Below are 26,957 nucleotides of genomic sequence, written 5' to 3'. Positions count from 1 at the left end.
CTTGTTACTCCCACTCTCAACTATGGTAACTGAACTGACTGAAAAAATCAAATCAAGCTTGAAAGATGCGGCAAAAAAGCTGACAGGTTTTAAGAAAAGGGCTTTTATGGCGCAAGTAACTATAGACTATTTTAACTCTTCGCCGCGCCGGGCTGAAACAGAATTGGGATGGTCTAGGCAGGCAATAGCAACGGGATTGAAAGAGCTAGAAACTGGAATTATTTGCGTTGATAATTATCGTGCTAGGGGGAGAAAAAAAACGGAGGAACTGCTACCAAACTTAGAGGCAGACATCAAAAGTTTAGTGGAGATGTACTCGCAAGCAGACCCTAAATTTCAATCAACTTTTGCTTTTACAAAAATTAGTGCCAGAGCCGTAAGAGAGGCATTAAAAGAAGAAAAAGGCTATCGAGATGAACAATTGCCTTCTCGTCAAACCATTGGAGATATTTTGAATCGAATGGGCTATAGTTTAAAAAAAACACAAAAAATAAAACCGCTCAAAAAAATCCCAGAAACCGAGGCAATTTTTGCCAACGTAGCTCAAGCCAATCAAGCCGCTGACAACCAGACTAAATCCTTGAGAATTTCCTTGGATAGCAAAGCTAAAGTTAAGATAGAAAATTTGTCTCGTCAGGGGAAAGCCCGCTATCTCGAGCCATTAAAAGCGGATGATCATGATAGGGAATGGAGGGCTGTTTTAGTCCCTTTAGGAATTCTAGATGTGAGGGGAGAACGCCTGTCTATTTATTTCGGTCAATCGGCTGAAACCTCAGATTTTGTAGCAGATTGTTTAGAGTTGTGGTGGCAAGAAAATCAAGCAATCTATCCATGGTTAGAAGAATTAGTCATTGATTTAGATGGAGGGGCAGCCACTCGCATCAACCGCACTCAATTTATCAAAAGAATGGTAGAATTTGCCTGAAAAACCCAATGGCAAATACGGCTCATCTATTACCCGCAAATGCCATAGTAAATATAATCCAATTGAAAGGTGTTGGGCAGTCTTAGAGAACTATTGGAATGGGGCAATTTTAGATTCAATTGATGCGGCTCTTAATTGGGCTTCTAACATGACTTGGAAGGGGATAAAACCTCTAGTAAATTTGGTAGAAGGAACTTATGAAAAAGGGGTGAAGGTTTTGGCTAAAGAACTAGAACAATTGCAACCTTTCAACGCAGCGTTCTGAAACTTTGCCCAAATGGGATGTGACGGTTCTGCCCTCCTAGCTGGCATCTTATTTTTACGCAAGTCCCTAACCTGTTATACTCTTGGGCAAAACGAATCCACCGCCATTGTTATGCTGGAAAATCAGGTCGGGGCAGATGCCGTCGCCAATGAGCAGATACCTACTCTAGAATTATCGATCATCATGCCCTGTCTCAACGAGGCGGAAACCCTGGCCACCTGTATCGGCAAAGCGCGAGATTATCTGGAACAACAGAAAATTGCGGGAGAGGCGCTAATCGCCGATAATGGCAGTAGCGATGGTTCTCAAGAAATTGCCACTAATTCAGGGGCGCGGGTGGTTACTATCCTAGAAAGGGGACTATGATCATGAGGGATTTGAATATGTGAGGACAGTTTATCTCTATTCGATATAGTAGTTACTATCGTCTAACCCAAGTTATTGCCAAAGTAATCTGAATTCGGTAAATATTATGCTAAAAAAACAATTATTGACGAGAATATCTTCCGAAGATATAAATAAATTATTCTTTGCTTGTGGGATTTTATCAATTATCATTATTAAGTTTTTTTTAATCAGAAACAGTGAAGTTTTAGGGCATCCAAGAGATTGCTTGCTCTATGCGTTAATGGCAGATCAGAATATTTGGTTCCCTACTAATAAAGCTAAGGCAATAATCGATTATATGCCAGGATATCCGATATTTATAATGGTTTCTAATTTTCTGAATCTTCCTCTAAGAATTAGCCATGAGATTTTTTACACTATCTCTAATATTTTATTGGTTTTTAGTTTTAGATTACTAAAAATCCCTCGATATATCTGCTTAGTCGTTTTTGCAATTTTAACTTTTCATATAACAACTTTTATGGTTTTCAATACTATTTTAACTGAAACAATAGCCATTAGCTTATATCATATCCTTTTGGCTTTAACCATCATAACTGTTATGTCAGAAAATTTAGCGAAGAAACTAATATTTTCTGTCCTTGGTGGATTGTGTTTAGGAATAATATTCATTACCCGTCCAGAGCAGATAGTGTTCTTGCTGAGTTACCTAGTTGTTTTTGTTATTCTTGTATTAAGAAATAGAATGAATATAGCAAGAGCTATTCGAGAAGCTTTGCCGATTTGTATTATTCCCATCGCTATAAGTTTATTAATTACTACATTTTTTACTTTATTAAATACTTTTTTTCTAGAATTACCGGCATTATCCATTGGTCAATCATCGGCTTTCAAAGAAACTTTTTCCCAGATTCAGAGTATAGATGATGGTCAAAATATCGATGATTTTGAGTTTGTCAATATAAATCGTAAACAATTAAAAATGGCTTATCAAGTGAGTCCAACGTTGAATCAAGTAAAATCTCTAATCGAAGAAGAATTAGCTAGGAAAGTTACTACACTCGGTGGAAAAGATACTAATATAGAAGTAACAATTGATTGGGTGCACTGGTCAACAATAGAAGCAATTAGAAGAAGCAATTTAACAGAAGACAGGAGTATGTATCAAGTTTTTGCTCAAATTAATTCTGAACTGCAAGAGGCATTTAACTATCAAAGAATTAACAGGAAAACTTTCTCTTTTGATCCTATAGATATAGGATTTTGGCTAAACAAATTTCCTCATTCATTAACTAAAATGAGTGGATATTTATTTTTGCCACGAGTCAGTAATAGATTCTTACAAAATACGGATGATCCTCGAGTAACTCCTGAAATGAGATCAATATTTAATCGAGTGGCACATCGTCGAACTTATCTAGTTAATCAACGAGATTTAAATAAAGACCTTATTTTCTATTTAAACCGGATCAGGATCACTCCTTTAATTCAGATCATCAATATTATTGGAATGATATCTTTTGTAATATTATTCGTCTATTACTTGATTAAACCTGTTCACTCCCAACTTCTTAATCAATATGTATTGATTATTTCTTTTGCCCTATCTATAATTTTACTGCGCTTATTCTTGTATGTTGCAGTCGATATGGCATTTTTCCCCGCAGCTTCACGTTATTTATTCCCCAGTAATCCATTGCTATCGGCACTGTCAATTCTAAACTTATATGTTACAACTAAACTTTTAAGGTCATTTCGATTTTCAGCTTGATATAGCTAAGGTTTATTGCTCTGAAATCAAGATAAACTTCAGTTTTTAATTTTTCAGTATCATTTTCTCTGGGTTGCCAAATTTTTGCCCTAAGCTGTTCGTAATCTAAACCCCGTTGTTGGGATGCTGAAGGTCCTGTCTAGCTTAAGATAGCTTCGGAAATCTAGATAATGAACAGCCCACTTATTATAGGTTATTGGGGACAAAGACAAGCCAATCAATTAAGGCAGCACTATTGAGCAATCAAAAATTTGTTGTTACAAACGTCAATAATCCTGTTATACTCTTGGGCAAAACGACTCCACCGCGATTGTTATGCTAGAAAATCAGGTCATGGCAGATGCCGTCGCCAATGAGCAGATACCTACTCTAGAATTATCGATCATCATGCCCTGTCTCAACGAGGCGGAAACCCTGGCCACCTGTATCGGCAAAGCGCGAGATTATCTGGAACGACACAAAATTGCGGGAGAGGTGCTAATCGCCGATAATGGCAGTAGCGATGGTTCCCAGGAAATTGCCACTAATTCCGGGGCGCGGGTGGTTCCTATCCCAGAAAGGGGTTATGGTAGCGCCCTGCGGGGGGGTATAGCGGCAGCCAAAGGTCAATACATTATTATGGGGGATGCCGATGATAGCTATGACTTTACTAATCTTTCGCCTTTCCTAGAAAAATTGCGACAGGGTTACGATTTGGTGATGGGCAATCGTTTTCAGGGGGGAATTAAACCAGGGGCGATGCCAGTATTGCATAAGCATCTGGGCAATCCTGTCTTGACTTGGTTAGGACGGTTATTTTTTGGCAGCCCCTGTGGTGATTTTCACTGTGGATTGCGCGGGTTTAGTAAACAGGCGATCGAACAATTGAACCTACGCACCACTGGCATGGAATTCGCCAGCGAGATGGTGGTGAAAGCATCCCTCTACGGTCTGAAAATTACCGAAGTACCAACCACTTTATCCCCTGACGGTCGCAGTCGTCCCCCCCACCTAAAAACTTGGCGCGATGGCTGGCGACATCTCCGATTCCTCTTAATGTATAGTCCTCGCTGGTTGTTTCTCTACCCCGGACTGGCTTTAATGTTTCTGGGATTTGTGGCGACGATTTGGTTTATGACCCAACCCAGAGTTCACACCCTTCTCTATTCAGCCACAGCTTTGATTATTGGCTTTCAAATCGTCAGTTTTGCCATCTTTACAAAAGCTTTTGCTATCAGCGAGGGTTTATTACCGGAAGACCGCAAGTTAAGACGATTTTTCCGTTATATTAATCTGGAGGTGGGATTGATCATTGGCGTAATTTTATTTTTAGTAGGTATAGGCGGTTCGGTGTATGCTTTATATACTTGGAATGCACAACTTTATGGGGCTTTAGATCCAGCCGTGACCATGCGGATTGTCATTCCTTCCGTAACCGCTCTAGGGTTGGGAGTACAGGTGATTTTTTCCAGTTTCTTTTTAAGTGTTTTGGGACTAAAACGTAAGTAATTCTATTTACATTTAAACTATGAATAACAGTGAGTATGACTTGGAAATGTACGACCATCTTTGGTCGCAGCAATGGCAAAACCTACAAGATATAGGACCTCTTACCCATAATCGCTATCGTTTAATGCTACGCGAGCTACCTAAATTTTCTATGGAAGATTGTAGTATTCTCGATCTTGGTTGTGGCCGTGGAGCATTTTTAAGCATACTTAAAAATAAATATCCAAAAGCTACCTTGTCAGGAATAGAATATTCCGAGGAAGGAAAGAAATCCGCCCATCCGGAAATTCGCAATGTCATTCAGGTAGGAGATTTGTACGAAGTTGCTGAAAGATTGCCTCGCTGTTCTTATGATCTAGTGATCTGTAGCGAAGTCATCGAGCATCTTCCCGAACCTGAAGCAGCTCTCAACATTATTTTCTCTTTATTAAAACCAGGAGGTATCGCCCTTCTGACCGTACCTTGTAATATGCGTTATTGGTCTAGACAGGATGAGGTTGCGGGTCATTATCGGCGTTTTGGAATGAAAGAGTTCGCCTCTTTAGTAACTAATAGTGGATTTTCTGTCAAAAAGAATTATGGATGGGGGACTTTTTTAGGGTTAATCTATTATCAGATGGTTTCTGCTCTCGGTCCAGAAAAGGTAATGAAAACGAAGGTAACATTTGTGAGTAAGATTACCTCTCGATTTTTGCAGTTTGTATTTAGGGTAGATGATTTTCTGGTTTCTTCTCGAGGACTTCAACTGATTACTGTCGCTCAAAAACCCTAAAGATGGTTCGTCACTCCGTTTTATGGAGCCTTAGATAAGTCCGTGACCATGAGAATTGTCATTCCTTCCGTACCCGCTTTAGCCTTGGTAGCACAGGTGATTTTTTTCCAGTTTCTTTTTAAGTGTTTTGGGACTAAAACAAAGATGAAAACAGCCGAAGGTAAATTTATAGGGGGTTAACTAATTTTTATGCCGATAGGAACTTTTGTTCGGAGCTTGTTAGGTCCTTGGGAAAGACCAATTTCTGATATTTATCGAAACATTTTTATTAATCAAGCTGATTTAACTCATCAAATCCATAAATGGGTTAATCCTGAGATAATTCTAGAGTTAGGCTGTGGGGAAGGTGCTTTAACTGAACTTTTAGCGAGTGCCTATCCTAGTTCACATATTATAGGAATCGATATTACTCCTAGGGTAGGACGGATGTTTCAAGGAAATCTCGATCATGTTCGGTTTGAACAAAAATCAATTCAAGAATTCGTTGCAGAAACCCCCCAAAGTGTCGATTTAGTCGTCATTAGTGATGTTATGCACCATGTTCCTTGGTCAATGCATGAAGAATTCTTAACTTACGCTGGTAAATCCTTAAAACCTAACGGATATATTGTTCTCAAGGATTGGCGTAAAAATAATTCACCGATCCATTATTTATGCTATCTATTGGATCTGTATATTACTGGTGATAAGGTCAAGCATAAAACGACCGAACAATTTCGAGATATGATATATAAACTCTTTGGTAAACAATCGATTATCCTTGAGTCTACCGTTCGTCCTTGGAAAAACAATATTGTTTTTCTGATTAAAATTTCTTCATAATACTGTTATTTCAAAAAGTTTTTATGAATGCTCATCCTTGGTTGTCCGTATTAATTCCCACTTATAATGGAGATCAGTATCTAAAGGATACTCTTAATTCAATCCTTGAACAAAATGAGAGAAACGTCGAGTATATTATCATTGATGATGGCTCTACTGATCGAACTTTATCTATTATCAAAAATTACGAGGATAAAATTCCTATCAAGCTTTTCGAGCGTAAAAGGATAGGCAATTGGGTTGCTAACACTAACTTCGCTTTACAGAATGCTTCGGGAGACTATGTATGTTTATTACATCAAGACGACTTATGGTTGAACAATCGTTTAAAAATAATCAAGGAAATCCTTAATGATTATCCAGATACCGACTTACTTTTACACCCTTCAATCTTTATCAATGACCGAGGGAAAAAGTTAGGTTTATGGACTTGTCCTTTACCAGCTTTTCCAAAATATGTTGATAGAGATATTTTAATCGAGAGCCTGTTGATTCAAAATTTTATCTCCATTCCTGCTCCAATTTTTAAAAGAGAAATTGCTTTACAGGTGGGGGGAATGAACGAAAAACTTTGGTATACAGCCGACTGGGATCTCTGGTTAAAAATCGCTTTTCATGAACGAGATGAAAAAATCATTTATTATCCTTATCCCTTGAGTGCATTTCGCATTCATTCAAGCTCTCAAACCGTTGTCAGAAGCTCCAAAACTGGAGAGTTTTATAATCAATTGAATGTGGTTGCTCACGACTATCTAGATAGATGGGAGGTGTCAACCTACAGAAAAAAAAGAATTCGATCACTTGCTGAATTCTCAATACAAGTGAATACTATTTTAGCGAGGATGGCGCACGGTGAACGTTCTCGATTAGAGTTAATTAAGTTACTCCTATCGAGTTTTTCGCTTGGTTTTTTAGGAGTTTACAAATACTTACGATATTCGCGCATCCAAGAACGCATAATTGCTAGACTAAAAGCTAATATAATTTAGTAACGATTAGGTTTAACATGAAATTTATTGCGGTTAATCGTTTATTCAGAAGCTCATTTTTTAGGTTTTGCCTTGTGGGTGTCTTTTGTTCATTCCAAAATATACTAATTCTATACCTTTTAACCAATTATCTAAAATTGCATTACGTTCTCTCGATTTTCGTGCAAATGTTCTATTCAAATACATTGGGATTCTATCTGAATCGAAAATATACATTTACAGGGCGAGTAAAAATTGGAAGTATTTTGGGAGAATTAATCAAGTATCATGCGATCATGCTTTCTAGTTTTTTTGCGGTCGCTATCGCTATGTATTTCTTGGTTGATTTGTTGAAAGTATGGTACTTGTCCGCTTACATAATCCTTACTATACTAATGACTATTTATAATTTTATTGCCCATAAAAAATGGACTTTTAATCGAAAATAGTGGTCTTTATTGAATTTTTTTTGCAATCAAAATTCCCAGATAATTCATTACCATTTTTCCTGATCAACCTATCAACTAAGCAAATGTCAAGCATCAATAACAATCACTCTAGTCCTCAATCTTTTATCTAATAAAGTAACAGTTAATATGGTTCTAAAGCTTATAGATGGCAAGAAATAATACTTTCTCTTGACTTTACTATTTATAATTGCCATGAAATTTTTTATGATTAGAAATAGTGAAATTCTAGGGCATCTAAAAGATTATTTAGGCTAGATCCTAATGGCAAATTAAAAATAGCAAGAAATCGACAATCATCCTAGCTCTTCGGGTATCCATATTAAAGGTAAAATACTTGTATAAAACGTACAAGTATTTTACCTTTAATAAGGTATTTATGCAGACAAAGAACTCGTATTTTGGCTCTTCTCGACTTTGTGTGATAATTTTTGCTTATGGAATCGTGAAATGTTGACGGAGAAAGACTTTTACGACTATTTTGCCGAAGAAACTATCAGTATAGGCTTCGTTTCCACACAGAAACCGGAAGAGCCGTATTTTTTGAACTCACTCCTCTAAGAGAATTGATGCTTTCCAGAACCTTCTGGTTCAGTCTCAGCATCGTATTCTCCATTTTGTACAGTATCTTATTCTTACAAATCGCTTTCGGTAGCGAGTACAGCATTCAGGATGACGCACGCTGTAGTGTCGTTGAATTCCAGGAAAGAATAGGGCTGACTGGCTAGGATAAAATTAGGGTTTCGGCTTATCCCGAACTTAGGTTAGTATGGAGAAGGATTAAATACATTATCAGGACATCAACTGCCTCAATATGGTTTTACAGGAGTAGATAAAAAATGAACAACTTATCAAAAAGAAACATCATAAAAATTAGTTTAATAACATTTTTATGGCTGGCGGTGATTAACACTGGTCTCATCATGCGTGCAGATACTTTAGTCCGCTTAAGTATAACCCATAGTATCTGGACGGGAGAGCCTGAAGTTCAACTAGATACTAACCATAAGCCTCCCACTCGTATGGACAATAAAATTGGAATTATAGGTAGAGATGGTAAACGTTATTATACCTATGAAGTAGGTCAATCTTTATTAATGTTACCGGGGGATTGGCTAGGAACTACGATACATCAACTTATTCCCAGAATTCCCGAAGAGTTGAGCCGAAGATTTGTTGTTAACTGGTTAATTTTTCTCCCCATTAACATAGCAGTGGTGATTTCAGCTTACTATTTGTTGATTAAGCTAGAATTTAGCGAAAAAATAGCTACAATTTCTAGCCTGACTTGGTTGCTCACTACCACGGTTTTAAATTATGCTCAAAATAATCAACAAAATAATCAAGTTTTATTATTTGTTATTTTGGCTTATATTGCTATCTTTAATTATCTAAAAAATAACAAGATTATCAATATTTATTTAAGTGGAGTTGCTTTGGGCTGTGCTTTTTTAGTTAGAACCACCAGTATTATTCATATAGCAACTACTCTATTATTTTTGTTTGGTATTTTACTATATAAAAGAAAAAGTTGGCCGGCTATATTACAGTCTCTTGCTATTTCGATATTAGGTGCTATTCCTGTTATGTTAATCAACCAATATTTTAACTTCCAAAGATTTGGAAAATTTTGGACGTTGAGGGTAATAGATATTGATACTATAAATACCGATCCTTTTTTGGAGGGTTTACCAAAACTGCCAGATAATTATCCAATGATTAATCACCCTTCGGTCGGAATATTAGGAGTATTATTTTCTCCAGCTAAAAGCATTTTCATATACGATCCACTGCTTCTACCTTGTTTAATGTTGACAGTTTATGTATGGAAAACATTATCTCCCTATCTTCGTGGCTATATATTGACAGCTTTATTGAATCTTATTCTCTTTACCTTAGCTACTAGCCGTTTTGATTTTTGGCATGGAGACTCTGCATGGGGAGCGCGCTACCAAGTCACTTCTATTCATCTATTATTGATTCCCCTAATCGCTCTCTTAATTCAGTATTTGTTATCCAATTTTCATTGGAGACGTTGGTTAATTATTACGGCCCTTATTATTGCTTTTATTATTCAAATAGCCTCCGTTAGTTTATCTTCTAATACAGAAGTCAGTAATCTAGATATGATTTTCTTTGCTCCTCCCAAAACCCATCAAGAATTTCGACTAGGTAGTCGTTTTCGTAACATTACTTGTTTACTCACCTCCTCTTGGTGTATGGAGAGATCAAATTCTCCTGAAGCTACACCATTAATTCAAAGAGTCGATTTATTTCCCTTTTTCTTTACTGATAAACGCAATTTAATTTTAGTTCCTTGGCTAGTTTTAGTGATTTTTACCCTAGTTATGACATGGCAATTCTACAAAACCGCCTAATTTGATAGCTTTTTACCATCCTCCGATGCTGCCGCTTCTAGGCTGGTAATTGCGGTTTCTGCCGTCAAAATGTCAGGAATATCAGTTAAACTGGCAGTTTGATAAACCTGTTCATTTCTAGCAAATAAATTGCTCATATCTTGAGAATAATTAGAAGTGATCGATAATAAAGCTCCAGCAAAAATATAGAGAGGTAAAGGCAAAATAAACCCCTTGGCCCACTGATAAAATTCCACCAACAAAAATAACAAAACACAACCCACAACCCAAACTTTCATCGCACTTTTTTCCCCTATTTTTACGAGAAAAGGTGAGCAAAAAGCCCACCTTTTATTTAACTAATTCCAGTAAGAATTTATTCAATCACGGGAGCGATTAACTCACGTCTTTCACCGGAAATTACTTTCACCTTACCTTCCTCATCGATATCGACCATGGCCGTATCCCCACCAGAAACCCGTCCGGAGAGAATTTCCTCAGCCAGAACATCTTCCAACAGACGCATAATCGCACGACGTAAGGGACGAGCGCCGTAGGCCGGATTATAACCCTCCTCGATCAAGCGTTCTTTAAACTTATCAGTAACAGACAAAGTAATATTTTGTTCTGTCAGACGTTTAAACACATCCTTGAGCAGGATTTCGGCGATTTCCTTGACCTCTTCCTTACTCAGTTGACGGAAGACAATAATCTCATCGAGACGGTTGAGGAATTCCGGACGGAAATATTGTTTTAATTCCTCATTAACCAGCGATCGAATGCGATTATACTGGGCTTCGGCTTGATTATCGGCAAACTCGAAACCTAAACCACCGCCACCCTTCTCGATGACTTTAGAACCGATGTTCGAGGTCATGATCAACAGGGTATTTTTAAAGTCCACCGTGCGACCTTTGGCATCGGTCAAACGTCCATCTTCAAGGATTTGCAGAAGCATATTGAAGACATCGGGGTGAGCTTTTTCGATTTCGTCGAATAGCACCACCGTGTAGGGACGACGACGCACCGCTTCCGTTAATTGTCCCCCTTCGTTGTAACCAACATAACCCGGAGGTGAACCGATTAACTTAGAAACCGTGTGCCGTTCCATGTATTCCGACATATCGAGACGGATCATCGCATCTTCGGAACCAAAGAAATAAGCGGCCAGAGCTTTAGTTAACTCGGTTTTACCTACCCCCGTTGGACCGGAGAAGATAAAGGAAGCAATGGGACGGTTGGGATTTTTCAGACCGACGCGAGCGCGACGAATGGCGCGGGACACCGCTTTAACTGCGTCCTCTTGACCGATGAGACGCTGATGTAGGGTATCTTCCATGTGCAGCAGTTTCTCGGATTCGGTTTCGGTCAGTTTATTGACGGGAACCCCAGTCCAAGAAGCGACGATGTGAGCGATTTCCTCCGCATCCACAAAGGGTTCATCGTTGCCATCTTCGCCTTTTTTGGTGGAAGCGAGATTCCGGATCTGGGTTTTGATTTCCATTTCCCGATCGCGCAATTCCCCAGCTTTCTCGAAGTCTTGACCGCGCACCGCGTCATCTTTTTGTTTGAGAATTTGCCGCAGTTCTTTGTCTAATTCCTTGGCTGCCGGTGGCAATTGGGAATTAATCAAGCGCACTCTCGAACCAGCTTCATCGATTAAATCGATCGCCTTGTCCGGTAAGAAGCGATCGCTAATGTAGCGATCGGACAATTTCGCCGCCGCTTCTAGCGCTTCGTCTAAGATTTTTAGTTTATGGTGCTGTTCGTAGCGTTCCCGGAGACCGTAGAGAATTTCGATCGTTTCTTCTACGGAGGGTTCACCGACCATAACCGGTTGAAAACGTCTTTCTAGAGCCGCATCCCGTTCGATATGTTTGCGGTACTCATCCAAGGTCGTCGCCCCGATACATTGTAGTTCTCCTCGGGCCAAAGCCGGTTTGAGAATATTGGCCGCATCGATCGCCCCTTCGGCTGCCCCGGCACCGATGAGAGTATGAACTTCATCGATCACAAGGACGACGTTACCCGCTTGGCGAATTTCGTCCATGATTTTTTTGAGGCGTTCCTCAAATTCGCCGCGATATTTGGTTCCCGCCACTAACAAGCCGATATCGAGGGTGACAACCCGTTTTTCTTCGAGAATGTCGGGAATATCCTTGTTAGCAATGCGTTGGGCCAATCCTTCTGCGATCGCTGTTTTACCTACCCCCGGTTCCCCGATCAGGACTGGGTTATTTTTGGTACGACGACCGAGAATTTGGATGACGCGCTCGATTTCCTTTTGCCGGCCGACCACGGGATCGAGTTTACCCTCGCTGGCCATTTGGGTGAGATTGGAACCGAATTCGTCAAGAGTGGGGGTTTTAGTGCGACCTTGGGAAGATGAACCGGCGGCCACTTCGGCGGTTTCCCCTAACATTCTGATCACCTGGGTGCGAACTTTCGAGAGATCCACGCCGAGATTTTCCAGAACCCTAGCGGCCACACCTTCCCCTTCGCGAATTAGTCCTAAAAGGAGGTGTTCTGTGCCAATATAGTTATGGCCCAGTTGACGGGCTTCTTCGAGGGAGAGTTCTAAAACTCGTTTGGCTCTGGGGGTGAAGGGAATTTCCACGGCTACGAATCCGGAACCGCGACCGATGATTTTCTCCACCTCCACGCGCGCATCTTTGAGATTGACACCCATGGACTTGAGGACTTTGGCGGCAACTCCCGTTCCCTCTCCAATTAGTCCTAGTAAAATCTGCTCTGTTCCCACGAAGTTATGGCCGAGGCGGCGGGCTTCTTCTTGGGCGAGCATGATTACTTTAATGGCTTTTTCCGTAAATCTTTCAAACATAGCCTATCCATCACCTACACAAGCGACCCTAGATATGCTGATTTTAGCACGGCTTTTTAGTTTAGCTGTCTCTCAGTGATCAGTTATTGGGGAACGGCTATTAGTTATAGTGGTTATGGGGCTGAAGATTTTTTCTGGGGTCAATGGCTCTTAGCTGACTTGCGGAGATGCCCGGAATCTCCCAGATTATGGTTTTAGCCCTCTGGAAACCTGCGGATAAGTTGTTCCCCGTTGCATAATCCCCTAAAGTCGTGGTCATTCCCATCTCTCGATCGCTTGACTATCGATCGCCCATTTTCAGACCAAAACTGGAAGTATAAGCAGATTAAATATTACTACCTATTGACAAATTAGTATATATGTTGTAGAAGAACGGGTGATATACAGAAAGTTGACCCATATCGTTACTCTGGAGACTGTTATGCAGAAAGTTGACCTATAATATGTAGTTAGGTCGCTTAGTATTTGAGTCATCACTATGTATGCCTAAACTAACGCTTCAAGTCCGAACCCATGACAACTTGTTAGAACTACTCGCTCAATCTGAATCGGGAGCTTGTCTGTATGGATATCGCGGCTACACTAAATGAAATTACAACTTTAAGTGTTGAGGATAGAATCCTTCTGGTTCAAGCGATTTGGGACAGTATTGCAGTGGAACAGGTGTATCCTGATTTAACCGAGGCGCAAAAACACGAACTCGATCAGCGGATTGAGGGTCATAATAATGATCCCGATAACGTCCTCACCTGGGAAGAGATGAAAGCATCAGTCAGAAAGCAAGCATGAAGTATGTACTGGTATTTCGTCCAGAAGTCCGTGACGACCTCAGCGATGCCTATGATTGGTATGAGAGTCAAAAAGCTGGTTTGGGTGATGAATTTATTGATTGTGTAGATGACTTACTCAATCAGATCGGCATGATGCCAGAGTCTTATGCAATCGTTTATCTGGACATTCGACGAGCAGTCATCAGACGATTCCCATATGCTGTCTACTATCGAGTGATTTCAAGTCGGGTCGTTGTGACCGCAATTTTTCATGGTCGGCGTGATCCAAAGTCATGGCGATCGCGAACCTAACAACCCCAATGCACCGGACCATTGAGGTTATTGGTTAGCAATCTTGTAGGGTGCGTTCCCTAAGGCAACTTCTACCGCTTCAGCGATCGATTTTGGGGAACGCACCATGCACATTGATTGAAGCTGTGAGTCTAAGTGCGATGCAGCCTTTGTGGTCCCAGTTGGGGAATGTTAGCGAAGATTGCCAATGTTTAGGTTAAAATAGAGGGGCAAAAGTTGCAACGGGGTCAGGACAATGACAGTTAATCAACTCCGCTACAGCAAAGAAGAATTCGCCCGACGTGGTAATGAGATTTATCAATCTCAGGTGCGCCCCCAAGTCGAGGAAGGCAATCATGGGAAGATTGTAGCCATAGATATTGAAACAGGTGCTTTTGAGCTTGCCAATGACACAATAACTGCTTCTAATCGATTGCTTGAACGAAACCCTGATGCTCAAATCTGGCGTGTCCGAATTGGACATAAAGGCGTTCACCGCTTTGGCGTAGGTCGTCTGCTTTAACTTTATGATGAACGGAATTGTTGATCAAAACTGCGAGGCGAGGCTTAGGTTAGTCGTAAGCAATGAGAGTAAACAGAGGCAAGTAATTGATGCTGTTATTGATACAGGGTTCACAGGCTTTTTGACCTTACCTCTGACAGTGCGATCGCAATCTTGTAGGGTGCGTTCCCTAATGCAAGTCCTACCGATCCAGCGATCGATTTTTCGGAACGCACCATGCTCATGGATTGAAGCTGTGAGTCTAAGCTTCGTGGGTTGGGTTGAGCGAAACAAGACTGGGGCGAAAATAGCTCAATTCGCTTGAAAAAGCGAAACCCAACCACCCCAAAGGTTACTCTTTGTTGGGTTTCCTTGGGTCAACCCAACCTAAAATAATTGCTAAACTACTGCTATCATCCAAAGTTAGTGACGGCGGGTGAGTTCAACCGTTAGACATTCAATCTACTTACAGATCAGAGGCAGGCATTGACAATTAATGTAGGATTAGTTAGTATGATGCTCTAATCCTACTGGGCTGTCGTGGGCAGTTTAGGGCAATGAGTAAGAAAGTCAGCATCACCTTAGACGACGAAGTTTTGGACTTTGTAGATCGACTAGCAAGCAATCGTAGCCGCTTTATCAATGATGTTCTCTGGCAAGAGAAGAAAAGGGTTTTTATGAAAGAGCTAGAAGATGCTTATAAAGATCAGGCCAATGATCCAGAGATGCAAGCAGAAATTTCTGTCTGGGATATTGCAGTGGGCGATGGTCTAAATGCCTAATGGAAGACTAACCTATAAGCGAGGAGAGATATGGTGGGTCGATCTGAAACCGGTTGTTGGTTATGAAACCGATAAAGAACGCCCTTGCCTGATTTTACAAAACGATATTGGCAATCAAAATGGAACAACGACAATAGTTGCTCCATTGTTGCCTGGGAAAAGGACTTATCCTTTTGTTGTCAATATTACCCCGACAGTGCAGAATGGACTAGACGGAGATCGACACATCAACTTAAGTCAAATGAGGGCTGTAGATTCTCAAAGAATTAAGAATAAACAGGGTGTTTTAGAAGACGTTTATTGGCAAGAAATAGAGAAAGCAGTCTGTATTCAACTCGGTTTCAGTTTAGCTTTTAAGCCTTCATAGTGCGATGCCAAAGGCACTGCGTAGCAGAGTGCATCGCCTCGTGGGTTGGGTTGAGCGAAACAATACTGGGGCGAAAATAGCTCAATTCGCTTGAAAAAGCGAAACCTAACCACCCCAAAGGTTACTCTTTGTTGGGTTTCCTTGGGTCAACCCAACTACAATAATTGCTGCTCTATTGATCTGATCACCCATTTTCAGACCAAAACTCGATGTATAAGCAGATTAAATATTACTACCTATTGACAAATTCCTGTATGTGTTGTACATTCGAGCTTCATATGAGCAAAAAGTAAGATCTAAAGATCATGGCTTACCTCACACCAGAATTTGGGTTCACGGCAGGTTCAGATCGAGCCACCTCCCTGGATGGCTGGGTAGTTCCGACTGGTGCGATTGTCGATGCTTTAGCCGGCGACGACCGCATTACTGGAACTACGCCTACAGGATCTGGTATCAGCGGCATCGGCCTCAACAGCACCAGCACCCTCAACACCAGCAGCGGCAACGACCGAATCGAGGGTCGTAGTTTTGGTAGCGGCTACGGCATCAACAACTCTGGCACCATCAACACCGGTGGCACCGGCGCCGATGATGACAGCATCACGGGAGAGGGCTGGTGCGGCATCTACAACACCGGCACTATCCTCACCGGCAGCGGTAGGGATATCATTGGGGGAATTGCCACAGGGAGTGCATCTGGCATCTACCACTCTGGCAGAATCGACACCGGTGACGGTGACGACCACATTGCAGGAGTTAAAGATACATCTGTACGTAGTGGCGGCGACGGCATCCAAATCAACCGCGGCACTATCAACACTGGCACCGGCAACGACGCCATCAGAGGGTGGGGGCATTACTACGGCATCAGTAATGACGGTACTATCGACACTGGCACTGGCAACGACACCATTACAGGAGACGGTTATGGTGTCACGTCCGGCATCAACAACACTGGTGGCACCATCAATACTGGTGCTGGCAACGACAGTATCACAGGTGGCACTGAAAGTACGGGAACTGGTGCCATCCATGGCATCATCAACACCGGCACTATTGACACCGGTGCCGACAACGACACCATTATGGGAGCTGCTGGGGGATCTGACAGTTCCGGCATCTACAACAACAGCTTCAGGAACATCATCACTGGTAGCGGCGACGACCGTATCAGTGGATCTGGTCTCGCCTATGGCATCAGTAACCTGGGTACCATCAACACCGGCATCAGCAGTGGCACCATCGCCGATAACGACACCATCACAGGAACTGCAACGGCATCTGGCCCTGGTAGCTCTGGTATCACTAATAGCGGTGCCATCGAAACTGGCATCGGCTCCGACGAAATCGTGGGGACTGGTGGTATCCATGGCATCCTTACTTCCGGCAGCATCAATACTGGCATCGGCAACGACCGCATCACGGGAAATGGTCTCACCTATGGCATCTACAACAGTAGAACCATCAATACTGGTATCAGTGCTGGCAGCGGTGCCGATAACGACAGCATTACAGGAACTGCAACGGGAACTGGTATCACCTATGGCATCTACAACAGTGTTGGTTACACCATCAACACCGGCATCCGCAATGACACCATCACGGGATCTGCAACGGGAGCTGGTATGAACTATGGCATCTACAACAGTGGAACCATTGACACCAGCAGCGGCGACGACCGCATCACGGGAACTGGTAAAGCCTATGGCATCTACACCACCAGCGGTAACATCAATGCCGGCATCAGCATTGACACCAGCCCCGATAAAGACACCATCATAGGATCCGCAACGGGACCTGGCGGCACCGGCATCTACATTAGCACCGGTGTCACCATCAACACGGGCATCAGCGAGGACAACATCATCGGATCTGGCATGGGATCTGGCAGCATCGGTATCTACAACGATGGCACCATTGATACAGGCAGTGACCGGGACTTAGTTGATGCCTTAATCGGTGGTTTCGCCGGAAGCGGTATAACGAATCTAGGTGCAGGCGATGACACCCTGAAAGGCTTCGGCAGAGGAACTTTTCAGGGAGGCAGCGGTCAAGATACGCTGGTTTTCAATCCTGGCACCTACACAATCACTGCCGGGGTGGGTGCGGGTAACTATGTAATCAACGGCATCATGAACGTTTCAGGCTTCGAGTTGTTCGGCCCAGGGGCTGATATCACCAGCTTTTCTGCTGCTGTAGCTGCAGGGTCGGTGAGGTTCTGATCATGGTACTCGTGACAACAGGAGAGATGACCCGAAAAGCTTGAAAAACAGGGAACCGGTTATGCCAACCACCTACGATTGCGATTTAATTCTCTGGGCCCGGGATACGGCTCAACTTTTGCGGGAACAACGCTGGGATGCCATTGACTGGGAGCATTTAATCGAGGAAATCGAGGATTTGGGGAAAAGTGAACGCAGTGCGATTGGTTCTCAAATGGAGCGAATTTTGCTTCATCTGCTCAAGTGGCAATATCAACCCCAACGGCACTCCGATAGTTGGCTGGATTCCATCAATGATGGGCGATCGCAAATTCGTCGCAAATTAGAGGATAGTCCCAGTCTACGCAGTTATCCCGCGCAAATTTTGGATAAGGAATATACCAGAGCGCGTCGAGAAGCCGCCAGACAAACAGGTTTAGTCCTCAGCATTTTTCCCGAGTTTTGTCCCTATACTATCGCGCAGGTGATCGAAGATTGGTGGCCCCAGTGATAGCCCGGATTGAAGGTTAAATAATCCTAAATCCGGTTATTAAAGACTGATTATTTATTCTCCCTTTTTGCATGAGTGCATGAGCAGAAAACGGGTTTCTCCGAGAAACCCGTTTTCTGTGCGTTACTCAACCGATTTAGTATTATGTGACAGTTGAGGGTGCGGAATGTGGGATTGATCGCCCATTTTCAGACCAAAACTCGAAGTATAAGCAGATTAAATATTGCTAACTATTGACAAATTAGTATATGTGTTGTAAGACCGGGTGACATACAGAAAGTTGACCCATATCTTTGCTCTGGACAGTGTTGTGCAGAAAGTTGACCTATAATATGTAGTTATACCGATTAGAGCCATGACCAGAGAAAGCCAAAAACTTTACGAGCTAAACGTAGTCAAGCTATTTCGTGATGCAGGAGGATTGAGCCACTACGCAGAACTGCACGTGCCAGATCACCTGGAAAGACCCGATATCATAGCAAGAATTGATTCTATTACGATTGGAATCGAAATCAGGAATCTATTCAATGACGAGAAAGAGGGGTCTGGCAGTCGCGACCGTAAGCGTCGTGGCATATATGAATCTGTAGTTAAAACTTGTTCCCACATTCATTCAAGGCGTAGCGACAAATGGATTGATGTCCAGGTATCCTTTAGCAGTTATCGTGATGCTGACCTGATCGCAAGGCGAGAAAGAAAAATAGCTGAGATGCTAGTGAAATTGGTTGAGAAGTATGATCCTAAAATTGGAGATTATTTCACCTTGCGTGCTGAAAAGTTGTGGGGGCCGGATTGGCCTGAAGAAATCGACTATGTTCGCGTAATGCGACTTGAAGGGGATCACCCCCCTCATTGGAGTTACACAGATAGCTTTTGGGTCGGTGAAACAACAGACGAACTAATACAGAATGCACTTGACGACAAAGAACGGAATATTCTGAAATGGCGTGATGGATTTGATGAGGCATTGCTTTTACTTGTCTTAGATGGCAGCGTCGGCGCAAGTATGCTTCGCCCGCATGAGCAGTTGATGAATAATGAGTATCTAAGCTCTTTTGATCGAGCCTGCGTCATGGAGTTCGATGGGAAGAGTTACAGAGAACTGCGTCTGCGAAGAGCTAAGGTATAACGCACTGCGATGTCAAAGGCACTGCGTAGCAGAGCGCACCGCCTCATAATGCGATCGCAATCTTGTAGGGTGCGTTCCCTAAAACAACTTCTACCGCTTCAGCGATCAATTTTGGGGAACGCACCATGCACATTGATTGAAGCTGTGAGTCTAAGTGCGATGCCGCTCTTGTGGACCCAGTTGAGAAATGTTAGCGAAGATTCCCAATGTTTAGGTTAAAATAGAGGGGCAAAAGTTGCAACGGGGTCAGGACAATGACAGTTAATCAACTCCGCTACAGCAAAGAAGAATTCGCCCGACGTGGTAATGAGATTTATGAATCTCAGGTGCGCCCCCAAGTCGAGGAAGGCAATCATGGGAAGATTGTAGCCATAGATATTGAAACAGGGGCTTTTGAAGTAGCAAAAGACAGCCTCACAGCTTCCGATCAACTTTTAGCCCGATTGACCTATGCTCAAATTTGGTTCGTAAGAATCGGACATCGAGCAGTTCATCGAGTCGGTTTGATTGGGGCAAATTTATTTCAATGATTAATCAACTCTACGCTTGTTTTTGCACAATCTTCTCACTCAATTCTAGGAAGGTGGGACAATATTGGATTAATTACTAATAACTTAATATCTTATAGAGTTTTTCAAAAAGCGTGAGTTGGGTCAATGATCAGGAAACCTAACTATTTTCTAACCAAACGATTAGGAAACAGTTATGTTATGATTTTCAGAGTAAGCCTGAGATGATAAAACACCATGAAAAATCGCATCTTTACTGTTATTTTGTACAAAGAAGATAATATGTACATTGCTGAATGTCCAGAAGTTGGCACAGTAGATCAAGGAGAAACAATTGAGCAGGCGATTGCTGGATTGAAAGAAGCCACACGGCTTTACCTAGAGGAATTTACCTTACCAGAAACATCCCCTAGATTTGTGACCAGTATTGAGGTTAGTTATGCCTAAGCTGCCACGAATCTCTAGTGGGGAGGCAATTAGATCTCTTGAACGCTTAGGCTTCGAGCAAGTTCGTCAAACAGGTAGCCATGTTGTGATGAAGAAAGAAACCGAAGAGGGCAAAATTGGCTATGTTGTCCCTTTACATCAGGAATTGAAGGTTGGTACATTAAGTGGAATTCTGAAACAAGCCCAAGTCACAGTTGAAGAGTTCATTGAAAATCTGTAGAGTCTGACAAATCACTGCACTCGACGTGATACCAAATACCAAAAGTATTTAGTCCCCCCAGAGAACCCCCTTTGTCCACATAGCACACTTTTCTTTTTTTGTCAAATTTTATGTTAAGAAATGTGTAACTAATGGATAGGGGGACTGTCAAAGATTAACCGTCTTCGTATTCGGGGATTCTTTCCTTTTTCTTCTCGGTGATATTGATGCGGGGGGGATTGTAATCCGGTTCCACGTCATCATCCCACATATCATCCTCGGCCTTATCTTCGTAATCGTCGTACTGAGGACGAGACAAGCTTTCTGCGCGTTCTGAGCGAGCTTCTCCCCAGTTATCTTCCTCTTCCTCGTATTCTTCCTCATAATAACGAGCCTCGGCCCGTTTTTGCGGTGGGGGATTGGCCCGCAGGGGTTCTTTTTCCCATTCGTCCTCACTCCAGCGTTCTTCAACGGGTTTAGCGGCCTCCACGGGGGTGCGGAGGGGAATACCCGTACCTAACTGATTTTCTGGACGAGCAGCGGGGGTATAGTAAGCTTCTTCCTCTTCTCTTTCCCAGGGGGGACGACCAATACCCAAACGTTCCAAAACCCCCACACTAACCTGCGTGAGACGTTCTTCGGCCCCTTCAAAGACGATTAAGCGATTCGGACCGCTGCTAACCACTTCTTCGATAGAAATTTCGTAGGTACTGATCAATTGTTCGGGGATCAGAGGCAATCCCAGGGAAGCAATGATAATGGAATGTAATTGACCACTGAGGGGATCAAATTGATAATCGCGGACTTTGCCTAAAGGTTCGCCGGTTTCCGTGATCACTTCACTACCGATTAAGGGAGTATAAGCATCGATATCGACGGATTCCAAGACGTTATCATCTTCCACGAGAACCACGTCTCCTGTCTGACTGATGCTCGATAAATACATATATTGAGGCATTCCCGACAAGGAGAGGATATTGTCGCGGAGTCCCAGGGCAAATACTTCTCGTTGATCGATATCTACTAGGATATCTTTAACAACGCCGAGTTTTTTGCCTGTATTGCGAGTGATAACCTGCGTATTTAAAAATTCTGAACGTAAGCGACTATTCTCTGTGATCATTTTTTCCTATGGGTAGGCGTTAGGGCGTGGGAATACGAATTATTGTAGGCTTAATATATAGGGCGAAATTGAGTGTTAATTTACCGATATTAGCTTATATCTTAAAGTTCCCTGAGATTAACACTTTTTTTGGCCTTGTTTGGGCGATAGTTTCGGGTGATAGATAGGGTTAAACCCATTTTAGCTAATTCTTTACATTTTTTTAGTAACAACAAAACAGGAGCTAGAGAGAAACTCCCTTGGCTCCTGCTGTCTAGATTTTGATTACATAGTTAAAGACTGCACCTCAGTTTCGATCAGTTTAGCCAAGTCTTGCAGGAAGGAGGCCGCATCGGCCCCGTAGATGACTCGGTGGTCACTGGTGAGATTAACCGTCATCTGTTTTTGCACTCCGAATAAACCATCTTTATTGACGACGATTTGGGGACGGGAAGCACCCACGGCCAGGATTGCGCCTTGGTTGGGGGGTAAGATAGCGGTAAAGCGATCGACTCCGAACATTCCCAGATTAGAAATGGTAAAAGTACCGCTATTATATTCTTCCGGTTGCAGTTGTTTACTGCGGGCGCGATCGACTAAATCTTTCCAACTGCGGGAGAGGGAATAGATATCCATCTGGTTAGCAGAGCGCAAAACCGGCGTAATTAAGCCACCATCGGGCATAGCTACGGCTACAGCCACGTTAATCGCCCCGTGGTATTGAATTCCTGCGTCGCTATAGCTGGCATTAACTATGGGATGTTTAGCGAGGGTATTAGCTACCGCTTTTGCTAACAGGGCCGTCATGGTGACACCCTTGGATTTTAGCTGTTGGTAGAGTTGATCCAGTGGGTCGGTGGTGATAGTGTAGCCCACTTGGAAGGTGGGAACCTGTAGGCTAACCGACATATTCTGGGCGACGGCTTTTTGCAGAGTGGTGAGGGGAACAGTCCGACCGACCGGGGCGCTGGTTGGAATCGGGGCTTTAGGAGCCGCTACAGGCACGCTGACGGGTTGCGGAGGAGTAATGACGGGAGCAGGGGCGGTGCTGACTTTTCCTGTCGCTTTTTCTACGTCTTCGGCGGTAATTCGTCCGTGGGGACCGCTACCCACTAGGGTTTTCAGATCCACCTTTAATTCTTTAGCCAGTTTTTTGGCTCTGGGAGAGGCGACTAAACGGCCATTATCTTTAACGGCGGCGACGGGGATCGAAACGGGAGGCGGAGCGATTTCTGGGGTTTCTACGGGCTTGCTAGGGGCGACTGCGGCGGTTTTTCCCTGAGCTTTGGCCAGTTCAATTTCCGCTTCAGTTTCGGCGATATAGGCGATCGCTTCCCCCACGGGTGCTTCCTGGCCAGCTTCGACTAAAATTACAGCGAGATAGCCATCATAAAACGATTCCACGTCCATGTCGGCTTTGTCGGATTCGACCACTAACACCGTTTCCCCTTTGCTGACTTTTTCCCCGGGGGACTTCACCCAAGAAACTATTTTTCCTTCGGTCATGGTGGAACTGAGCGCGGGCATGAAGATATCTCGAATCATGGTGGAGTGCTTCTATCTCTAATGTTTTGAGCCATAGCGCATTTTACCACAGTTGATGGGGGTGGGGGGCTTTTCAGTGAGCAGTAATCAGTAATCAGTAATCAGTAATCAGTAATCAGTGAACTGCAAACTCACATCTGATAACTGCAAACTCACATCTGGTAACTGGTAACTGATAACTGATAACTGATAACTGGTGACAGAGGGAAAAAGAGAAGGGAAAACGGCCCCTTCTGTGCCGTATCTAGACAAAAATTGTTCTAGTTGCCAATATGGACCGGTTGTGCTTGCAGAGATTCGACTAAACCGCGCACGGCTGCCACCATGGCCACTTCATTATCCAATTGATTGATCGCCGAACCAACACCGATACCAGCCGCTCCAGCAGCGATCGCCATGGGCGCAGTAACAATGGATAAACCGGAAGCGCAGAGGACGGGAACCTTAACCGCATGGGAAATAGCGTGGGCTGCCGCTAAAGTCGGGGCAGCTTTTTCAATCAGTCCCAAAATACCGGCGTGACGGGGTTGACTGCTAGTGCCGCCTTCGGTTTGAATGATATCGGCACCCTGACTAACTAGAGCTTCTGCTAGTCTCACCTGTTCATCGAGGGGTAGGAGATGGGGAACTGTCACAGACAGGGTAATTTCGGGCAGTAAGTCGCGAGTTTGACGGGTTAGGGCTAAAACTTCCGCCGCCTCAAAAATGCGTCCTTGGGCATAAAAACTATCGAAATTACCGATCTCAATTAAATCAGCCCCGGCCGCCACTGCCATCACCAACAATTCTGGCTCGACGGCCGATACACACACGGGTAAATTTGTCAAGGCTTTTACGGACCCAATTAGGTCAGCATTAGCGGCAATATCGACAAAAGTTGCTCCTCCGGCTGTAGCGGCTTTAACTACTGAGAGAACCTGCGAGCGATCGAAATTATTTAACCCACTAATCACTTTCAGGGCATGACGACGGGCGAAGGCTTGCTGTAAGGCAAAATTGATCATTAATCTACACCTATCTGGAATTCTCAAAAAACATTTTCCCACCTTCTCGCTAGTAAGAGGGTGGGATTTGAGAATTCTTAGGGAAATTTTCTTTAATTTAGGTTTGGATTCTCTTGGTTTCTGCGCTTGAGGTTTTGCAGTTGTTGCAGCAGTACCTCGATTTCCGCTTCTAGATGCAGGTATTTCACCTGTTGGTCAGCTTGGTAGGTGGTGCGAATCTGTTTCATGGCGGAGGATTCCTTAGTTAGTACAGTTGTCATAGCGGTATCTATAGAGTGCTGATTATGTTCAATTGTTTCAATTTGTGTATAGTACCTTGACAATGTCTTAAAGAAAACCTTTTTATGGTAGTTTCTCAACTGGCACAGGATGAAAGAGGGGAAAAATTCTTGCAACCAAGGGGATCGGAGTGCGATATACTCAGTCGCGAACGATATTGGCAAGCATGACCATGGTAGCGGTAGCAATTTTAGCAGCGGGTAAGGGAACCCGAATGAAGTCCAGCCTTCCGAAAGTTTTACATCCCCTCGGCAGTCGATCGCTAGTGGAACGGGTACTTAATGTCAGCGAATCCTTACATCCCCGGCGAAAACTGGTAATTATCGGTTATGAAGGGGAACAGGTGCGAAATACTCTACAGCATCTTGCGGATATCGAATTTGTTGAACAAAAGGAACAGTTAGGCACTGGCCATGCTATTCAGCAGTTAATCCCCCATTTAGAGGACTTTCAGGGGGATTTGTTGGTCTTAAATGGCGATGTTCCCCTGTTGCGTCCCGAAACCTTGCAAAATCTTCTCCAGATTCATAAAAACCATGGTAACGCTGCCACCCTCTTAACTGCTAACCTTCCTAACCCGAAAGGTTACGGTCGAGTTTTTTGTGATGGCAATAATCTCGTTAAGCAGATTGTCGAAGAAAGAGACTGTACCGATGCCCAACGACAAAACCACCGGGTTAATGGGGGTATATACTGCTTTAATTGGTCAAAATTAGCGGCGATACTGCCTAATTTAACTCCCAATAACGATCAAGGTGAATACTATCTCACAGATGTGGTCAATTTTCTCGATCCCGTCATGGCTGTGGATGTGGAGGATTGTTTAGAAATTAGCGGCATTAACGATCGCAAACAATTGGCCGCCGCCTATGATATCCTGCAAACTAGAGTCAAAGATGATTGGATGGCCGCTGGAGTCACCATAATTGACCCCGATAGTGTCACCATTGAGGATACTGTCACCCTCAGTCCCGATGTGATTATCGAACCCCAAACCCATCTGCGCGGTGAGACGATAATCGCTTCTGGTTGTCGTATAGGTCCGGGGAGTTTAATCGAAAATAGTCGGATAGGCAGCGATGTAACGGTCTTATTTTCAGTTATTTCTGATAGTCAGGTGGATTCTGGTTGTCGCATCGGTCCCTATGCTCATTTGCGCGGAGAAGCGAAAATTGGGGCTAATTGTCGAGTCGGTAATTTTGTTGAAATTAAAAAAAGTAGCATCGGCAATAAAACCAATATTGCCCATTTATCCTATCTGGGAGATGCCACTTTAGGGGAAAAAGTGAACGTTGGTGCGGGAACAATTACTGCTAATTACGATGGTGTGAAAAAACACCAAACTCTGATCGGCAGTGGCACAAAAACTGGAGCAAATAGTGTTTTAGTGGCTCCTTTAAAATTAGGAAAAAATGTCACCGTGGCTGCGGGTTCAACTATCACTAAAAATGTCCCCGATAATGCTTTAGTTATTGCTCGCGAAAGTCAGCGTGTGATCGAAAATTGGTCAGATCAGTTTCAGTAGGTTATGGCAGTTATCAGTTATCAGTTATCAGTTATCAGTTATCAGTTCACTGTTTACTGTTTACTGTTCACTGATGGTGTCTAAGGCGTTAAAGTTGCGCGATGAAGCATGAAATGCTATAAAAATCTCAGTCCTCCCTATAGAAAAGAGTAAAAACTTTATGGCACGCACCGAGTCCACAATGTTAGATTTGGGGACAAAAGCTCCCAGTTTTGCCTTACCCGATGTGGTTTCGGGTGAAACTATTTCTCTGGACAGCTTTGCGGCTAAAACCGCTCTGTTAGTCATCTTCCTCTGTGAACATTGTCCCTTTGTTAAACACATTCAAGAAGAACTTACCCGTCTAGGTTGCGATTATGCTAACACCAATCTGGGCATCCTCGCCATTAGTTCTAATGATGTGGAGAAATATCCCGATGATTCGCCCGAAAATTTGAAAAAAATGGCGATAACCCTTGACTTTAAATTCAATTTATGCTATGACGAAAGCCAAGAAGTGGCGAAAGCTTACACGGCAGCCTGTACTCCCGATTTTTTCCTCTTTGATAGTCAGCGGATTCTAGTCTATCGCGGTCAATTGGATGATAGTCGTCCTAGTAATGGTGTACCGGTGACAGGCAAAGATCTCCGGGCCGCTATTGACAAGGTTTTAAGCGGTCAACCGGTGCCGACGGAGCAAAAACCCAGTTTAGGCTGTAATATCAAATGGAAACCGGGTAATGAGCCACCCTATTACGGTTAATTAACGAAGGGTGTGGGGTGTGGGGTG

Annotated in this window: 28 protein-coding genes and 2 pseudogenes; 24 read left to right on the top strand and 6 right to left on the bottom strand. The window is 43.2% G+C overall.

From position 1 onward, the window contains the following. The 10 genes and pseudogenes from PN470_RS00245 to PN470_RS00200 all read left to right on the top strand — a co-directional run. A partial coding sequence (locus PN470_RS00245; protein WP_272103299.1) for an ISAzo13-like element transposase-related protein occupies nucleotides 1–925 on the top strand: 925 nt, incomplete at its 5' end. After that, entirely contained in the window at nucleotides 918–1,190 is a 273-nt protein-coding gene (locus PN470_RS00240; RefSeq protein ID WP_103111231.1) for an ISAzo13-like element transposase-related protein, read from the top strand. The genes PN470_RS00245 and PN470_RS00240, both read left to right, overlap by 8 nt. 111 nt (nucleotides 1,191–1,301) lie before the next feature. Further along, nucleotides 1,302–1,550: pseudogene (locus PN470_RS00235) on the top strand (glycosyltransferase); the annotation flags it as partial. A gap of 112 nt (nucleotides 1,551–1,662) precedes the next feature. Beyond that, on the top strand, nucleotides 1,663–3,309 hold the full coding sequence (locus tag PN470_RS00230) for a hypothetical protein (protein WP_272103297.1): 1,647 nt from the start codon (nucleotides 1,663–1,665) through the stop codon (nucleotides 3,307–3,309). A gap of 315 nt (nucleotides 3,310–3,624) precedes the next feature. Further along, nucleotides 3,625–4,797: a glycosyltransferase family 2 protein gene (locus tag PN470_RS00225; RefSeq protein WP_271934988.1), complete on the top strand. Its 1,173-nt coding sequence runs from the start codon at nucleotides 3,625–3,627 to the stop codon at nucleotides 4,795–4,797. 19 nt (nucleotides 4,798–4,816) lie between these two features. Next, nucleotides 4,817–5,569: a class I SAM-dependent methyltransferase gene (locus PN470_RS00220; RefSeq protein WP_271934986.1), complete on the top strand. Its 753-nt coding sequence runs from the start codon at nucleotides 4,817–4,819 to the stop codon at nucleotides 5,567–5,569. 189 nt (nucleotides 5,570–5,758) lie between these two features. Further along, nucleotides 5,759–6,391, top strand: coding sequence for a class I SAM-dependent methyltransferase (locus tag PN470_RS00215; protein ID WP_042790398.1), 633 nt, complete (start codon nucleotides 5,759–5,761; stop codon nucleotides 6,389–6,391). Nucleotides 6,392–6,414: 23 nt separating this feature from the next. Further along, on the top strand, nucleotides 6,415–7,380 hold the full coding sequence (locus PN470_RS00210; RefSeq protein WP_271934983.1) for a glycosyltransferase: 966 nt from the start codon (nucleotides 6,415–6,417) through the stop codon (nucleotides 7,378–7,380). Between the two features lie 17 nt (nucleotides 7,381–7,397). Continuing rightward, on the top strand, nucleotides 7,398–7,808 hold the full coding sequence (locus tag PN470_RS00205; RefSeq protein ID WP_151695607.1) for a GtrA family protein: 411 nt from the start codon (nucleotides 7,398–7,400) through the stop codon (nucleotides 7,806–7,808). Between the two features lie 941 nt (nucleotides 7,809–8,749). Continuing rightward, on the top strand, nucleotides 8,750–10,204 hold the full coding sequence (locus tag PN470_RS00200; RefSeq protein WP_272103295.1) for a glycosyltransferase family 39 protein: 1,455 nt from the start codon (nucleotides 8,750–8,752) through the stop codon (nucleotides 10,202–10,204). On the opposite strand, the gene PN470_RS00195 is transcribed toward PN470_RS00200, so the two are convergent. Together PN470_RS00195 and PN470_RS00190 are read right to left on the bottom strand one after the other, a co-directional pair. After that, nucleotides 10,201–10,482, bottom strand: coding sequence for a hypothetical protein (locus PN470_RS00195; RefSeq protein WP_272103293.1), 282 nt, complete (start codon nucleotides 10,480–10,482; stop codon nucleotides 10,201–10,203). The genes PN470_RS00200 and PN470_RS00195 overlap by 4 nt on opposite strands. A 77-nt stretch (nucleotides 10,483–10,559) precedes the next feature. Further along, nucleotides 10,560–13,025: an ATP-dependent Clp protease ATP-binding subunit gene (locus tag PN470_RS00190; protein WP_271934960.1), complete on the bottom strand. Its 2,466-nt coding sequence runs from the start codon at nucleotides 13,023–13,025 to the stop codon at nucleotides 10,560–10,562. Between the two features lie 564 nt (nucleotides 13,026–13,589). On the opposite strand from PN470_RS00190, the gene PN470_RS00185 reads away from it, so the two are divergent. The 12 genes and pseudogenes from PN470_RS00185 to PN470_RS00135 all read left to right on the top strand — a co-directional run bounded on the left by PN470_RS00185 (nucleotide 13,590) and on the right by PN470_RS00135 (nucleotide 20,754). Further along, nucleotides 13,590–13,814, top strand: a complete 225-nt coding sequence (locus tag PN470_RS00185; RefSeq protein ID WP_008199613.1) for an addiction module protein — start codon at nucleotides 13,590–13,592, stop codon at nucleotides 13,812–13,814. Continuing rightward, complete coding sequence (locus PN470_RS00180) at nucleotides 13,811–14,107, top strand: type II toxin-antitoxin system RelE/ParE family toxin (RefSeq protein ID WP_149987303.1); 297 nt, start codon at nucleotides 13,811–13,813, stop codon at nucleotides 14,105–14,107. Before PN470_RS00185 ends, PN470_RS00180 begins: the two co-directional genes overlap by 4 nt. Before the next feature lie 235 nt (nucleotides 14,108–14,342). Continuing rightward, complete coding sequence (locus PN470_RS00175) at nucleotides 14,343–14,609, top strand: hypothetical protein (RefSeq protein WP_002733164.1); 267 nt, start codon at nucleotides 14,343–14,345, stop codon at nucleotides 14,607–14,609. A gap of 4 nt (nucleotides 14,610–14,613) precedes the next feature. Next, nucleotides 14,614–14,751: pseudogene (locus tag PN470_RS22075) on the top strand (clan AA aspartic protease); the annotation flags it as partial. A 394-nt stretch (nucleotides 14,752–15,145) separates the two neighbouring features. Beyond that, on the top strand, nucleotides 15,146–15,370 hold the full coding sequence (gene mazE, locus PN470_RS00170; protein ID WP_004158853.1) for a type II toxin-antitoxin system MazE family antitoxin: 225 nt from the start codon (nucleotides 15,146–15,148) through the stop codon (nucleotides 15,368–15,370). After that, complete coding sequence (locus tag PN470_RS00165) at nucleotides 15,363–15,737, top strand: type II toxin-antitoxin system PemK/MazF family toxin (RefSeq protein WP_016515140.1); 375 nt, start codon at nucleotides 15,363–15,365, stop codon at nucleotides 15,735–15,737. The genes mazE and PN470_RS00165 overlap by 8 nt, the downstream gene beginning before the upstream one ends. Nucleotides 15,738–16,042: 305 nt before the next feature. Next, nucleotides 16,043–17,959, top strand: coding sequence for a beta strand repeat-containing protein (locus PN470_RS00160; protein WP_271934962.1), 1,917 nt, complete (start codon nucleotides 16,043–16,045; stop codon nucleotides 17,957–17,959). A gap of 61 nt (nucleotides 17,960–18,020) precedes the next feature. Beyond that, nucleotides 18,021–18,449: a DUF29 domain-containing protein gene (locus PN470_RS00155; protein WP_272103291.1), complete on the top strand. Its 429-nt coding sequence runs from the start codon at nucleotides 18,021–18,023 to the stop codon at nucleotides 18,447–18,449. Nucleotides 18,450–18,804: 355 nt separating this feature from the next. Then, nucleotides 18,805–19,578 carry a hypothetical protein gene (locus PN470_RS00150; protein ID WP_104397033.1) on the top strand — a complete coding sequence of 258 codons (774 nt, stop codon included), beginning with the start codon at nucleotides 18,805–18,807 and terminating at the stop codon, nucleotides 19,576–19,578. A 254-nt stretch (nucleotides 19,579–19,832) separates the two neighbouring features. Next, nucleotides 19,833–20,108 (top strand): hypothetical protein, encoded by a 276-nt coding sequence (locus tag PN470_RS00145; protein ID WP_272103288.1) that lies wholly within the window; start codon nucleotides 19,833–19,835, stop codon nucleotides 20,106–20,108. Between the two features lie 216 nt (nucleotides 20,109–20,324). Beyond that, the gene (locus PN470_RS00140) at nucleotides 20,325–20,534 is read left to right on the top strand and encodes a type II toxin-antitoxin system HicB family antitoxin (RefSeq protein ID WP_002734849.1); all 210 of its coding nucleotides are present in this window, start codon (nucleotides 20,325–20,327) and stop codon (nucleotides 20,532–20,534) included. Then, nucleotides 20,527–20,754: a type II toxin-antitoxin system HicA family toxin gene (locus tag PN470_RS00135; protein ID WP_272103286.1), complete on the top strand. Its 228-nt coding sequence runs from the start codon at nucleotides 20,527–20,529 to the stop codon at nucleotides 20,752–20,754. Before PN470_RS00140 ends, PN470_RS00135 begins: the two co-directional genes overlap by 8 nt. A 154-nt stretch (nucleotides 20,755–20,908) precedes the next feature. Here PN470_RS00135 and PN470_RS00130 read toward each other — a convergent pair whose 3' ends face one another. The 4 genes from PN470_RS00130 to PN470_RS00115 all read right to left on the bottom strand — a co-directional run bounded on the left by PN470_RS00130 (nucleotide 20,909) and on the right by PN470_RS00115 (nucleotide 24,644). Continuing rightward, nucleotides 20,909–21,856, bottom strand: coding sequence for a PRC-barrel domain-containing protein (locus tag PN470_RS00130; protein ID WP_016514649.1), 948 nt, complete (start codon nucleotides 21,854–21,856; stop codon nucleotides 20,909–20,911). A 264-nt stretch (nucleotides 21,857–22,120) separates the two neighbouring features. Beyond that, on the bottom strand, nucleotides 22,121–23,380 hold the full coding sequence (locus PN470_RS00125) for a dihydrolipoamide acetyltransferase family protein (protein WP_103111219.1): 1,260 nt from the start codon (nucleotides 23,378–23,380) through the stop codon (nucleotides 22,121–22,123). 260 nt (nucleotides 23,381–23,640) lie between these two features. Beyond that, the gene (locus PN470_RS00120; protein ID WP_016514650.1) at nucleotides 23,641–24,384 is read right to left on the bottom strand and encodes a DUF561 domain-containing protein; all 744 of its coding nucleotides are present in this window, start codon (nucleotides 24,382–24,384) and stop codon (nucleotides 23,641–23,643) included. 92 nt (nucleotides 24,385–24,476) lie between these two features. After that, nucleotides 24,477–24,644, bottom strand: a complete 168-nt coding sequence (locus PN470_RS00115; RefSeq protein WP_271934966.1) for a hypothetical protein — start codon at nucleotides 24,642–24,644, stop codon at nucleotides 24,477–24,479. Between the two features lie 191 nt (nucleotides 24,645–24,835). On the opposite strand from PN470_RS00115, the gene glmU reads away from it, so the two are divergent. Continuing rightward, nucleotides 24,836–26,188 carry a bifunctional UDP-N-acetylglucosamine diphosphorylase/glucosamine-1-phosphate N-acetyltransferase GlmU gene (gene glmU / locus PN470_RS00110; protein WP_036395280.1) on the top strand — a complete coding sequence of 451 codons (1,353 nt, stop codon included), beginning with the start codon at nucleotides 24,836–24,838 and terminating at the stop codon, nucleotides 26,186–26,188. Nucleotides 26,189–26,348: 160 nt separating this feature from the next. Further along, on the top strand, nucleotides 26,349–26,930 hold the full coding sequence (locus PN470_RS00105) for a thioredoxin family protein (RefSeq protein ID WP_002777504.1): 582 nt from the start codon (nucleotides 26,349–26,351) through the stop codon (nucleotides 26,928–26,930). Nucleotides 26,931–26,957: the final 27 nt, after the last annotated feature.

This window comes from Microcystis sp. CS-574 (genome assembly GCF_028329095.1).
In the GTDB taxonomy this organism is placed as follows: Bacteria; Cyanobacteriota; Cyanobacteriia; order Cyanobacteriales; family Microcystaceae; genus Microcystis; species Microcystis ichthyoblabe_A.
This window is presented reverse-complemented; position numbering and strand designations above follow the sequence as displayed.

Excerpts from the sequence above, each read along its gene's own strand:
- glmU (WP_036395280.1), top strand. The coding sequence starts at position 24,836 with ATGGTAGCGGTAGCAATTTTAGCAGCGGGTAAGGGAACCCGAATGAAG.
- PN470_RS00105 (WP_002777504.1), top strand. The coding sequence starts at position 26,349 with ATGGCACGCACCGAGTCCACAATGTTAGATTTGGGGACAAAAGCTCCC.
- PN470_RS00115 (WP_271934966.1), bottom strand. The coding sequence starts at position 24,644 with ATGACAACTGTACTAACTAAGGAATCCTCCGCCATGAAACAGATTCGC.
- PN470_RS00135 (WP_272103286.1), top strand. The coding sequence starts at position 20,527 with ATGCCTAAGCTGCCACGAATCTCTAGTGGGGAGGCAATTAGATCTCTT.
- PN470_RS00175 (WP_002733164.1), top strand. The coding sequence starts at position 14,343 with ATGACAGTTAATCAACTCCGCTACAGCAAAGAAGAATTCGCCCGACGT.
- PN470_RS00155 (WP_272103291.1), top strand. The coding sequence starts at position 18,021 with ATGCCAACCACCTACGATTGCGATTTAATTCTCTGGGCCCGGGATACG.
- PN470_RS00145 (WP_272103288.1), top strand. The coding sequence starts at position 19,833 with ATGACAGTTAATCAACTCCGCTACAGCAAAGAAGAATTCGCCCGACGT.
- PN470_RS00165 (WP_016515140.1), top strand. The coding sequence starts at position 15,363 with ATGCCTAATGGAAGACTAACCTATAAGCGAGGAGAGATATGGTGGGTC.
- PN470_RS00195 (WP_272103293.1), bottom strand. The coding sequence starts at position 10,482 with ATGAAAGTTTGGGTTGTGGGTTGTGTTTTGTTATTTTTGTTGGTGGAA.
- PN470_RS00210 (WP_271934983.1), top strand. The coding sequence starts at position 6,415 with ATGAATGCTCATCCTTGGTTGTCCGTATTAATTCCCACTTATAATGGA.
- PN470_RS00125 (WP_103111219.1), bottom strand. The coding sequence starts at position 23,380 with ATGATTCGAGATATCTTCATGCCCGCGCTCAGTTCCACCATGACCGAA.
- PN470_RS00205 (WP_151695607.1), top strand. The coding sequence starts at position 7,398 with ATGAAATTTATTGCGGTTAATCGTTTATTCAGAAGCTCATTTTTTAGG.
- PN470_RS00185 (WP_008199613.1), top strand. The coding sequence starts at position 13,590 with ATGGATATCGCGGCTACACTAAATGAAATTACAACTTTAAGTGTTGAG.
- PN470_RS00230 (WP_272103297.1), top strand. The coding sequence starts at position 1,663 with ATGCTAAAAAAACAATTATTGACGAGAATATCTTCCGAAGATATAAAT.
- PN470_RS00225 (WP_271934988.1), top strand. The coding sequence starts at position 3,625 with ATGCTAGAAAATCAGGTCATGGCAGATGCCGTCGCCAATGAGCAGATA.
- PN470_RS00160 (WP_271934962.1), top strand. The coding sequence starts at position 16,043 with ATGGCTTACCTCACACCAGAATTTGGGTTCACGGCAGGTTCAGATCGA.
- PN470_RS00180 (WP_149987303.1), top strand. The coding sequence starts at position 13,811 with ATGAAGTATGTACTGGTATTTCGTCCAGAAGTCCGTGACGACCTCAGC.
- PN470_RS00140 (WP_002734849.1), top strand. The coding sequence starts at position 20,325 with ATGAAAAATCGCATCTTTACTGTTATTTTGTACAAAGAAGATAATATG.
- PN470_RS00220 (WP_271934986.1), top strand. The coding sequence starts at position 4,817 with ATGAATAACAGTGAGTATGACTTGGAAATGTACGACCATCTTTGGTCG.
- PN470_RS00200 (WP_272103295.1), top strand. The coding sequence starts at position 8,750 with ATGCGTGCAGATACTTTAGTCCGCTTAAGTATAACCCATAGTATCTGG.
- PN470_RS00215 (WP_042790398.1), top strand. The coding sequence starts at position 5,759 with ATGCCGATAGGAACTTTTGTTCGGAGCTTGTTAGGTCCTTGGGAAAGA.
- PN470_RS00190 (WP_271934960.1), bottom strand. The coding sequence starts at position 13,025 with ATGTTTGAAAGATTTACGGAAAAAGCCATTAAAGTAATCATGCTCGCC.
- PN470_RS00120 (WP_016514650.1), bottom strand. The coding sequence starts at position 24,384 with ATGATCAATTTTGCCTTACAGCAAGCCTTCGCCCGTCGTCATGCCCTG.
- mazE (WP_004158853.1), top strand. The coding sequence starts at position 15,146 with ATGAGTAAGAAAGTCAGCATCACCTTAGACGACGAAGTTTTGGACTTT.
- PN470_RS00130 (WP_016514649.1), bottom strand. The coding sequence starts at position 21,856 with ATGATCACAGAGAATAGTCGCTTACGTTCAGAATTTTTAAATACGCAG.
- PN470_RS00150 (WP_104397033.1), top strand. The coding sequence starts at position 18,805 with ATGACCAGAGAAAGCCAAAAACTTTACGAGCTAAACGTAGTCAAGCTA.